Consider the following 282-nt stretch of genomic DNA (forward strand, 5'->3'; position numbering starts at 1 on the left):
GGATTATCCTATGCCGTCGGGCAATTTTCCGGGATTGGCGGACAGGGCATGATGCGAAACGAATACTCCGGCTGGCGGGCCGGAAATCGGAGGTCGATGTGATGGAGAAAAAGCGCGACTACAGCCTGGTCGGGGAAAGCACGCGCATCGCGATCGAGACCGGGCTGGCCTCGGCCGAGTGGTATCACACCGATGTGCCGCGCAAGGCGATGAAGGAATTGATGCAGCGCTCGGACGGGCCGGCGATCCGCGACACGATCATCTGGATCGTTGCCATATTGG

At 60.6% G+C, this 282-nt stretch carries 1 pseudogene; it reads left to right on the forward strand.

What is annotated here, in order from left to right:
• Window positions 1–101 precede the first annotated feature (101 nt).
• Window positions 102–282: pseudogene (locus EOB49_RS35255) on the forward strand (fatty acid desaturase); the annotation flags it as partial.

Origin of the sequence: Mesorhizobium sp. M7A.F.Ca.MR.148.00.0.0, from assembly GCF_003997735.1 — a bacterium.
In the GTDB taxonomy this organism is placed as follows: Bacteria; Pseudomonadota; Alphaproteobacteria; order Rhizobiales; family Rhizobiaceae; genus Mesorhizobium.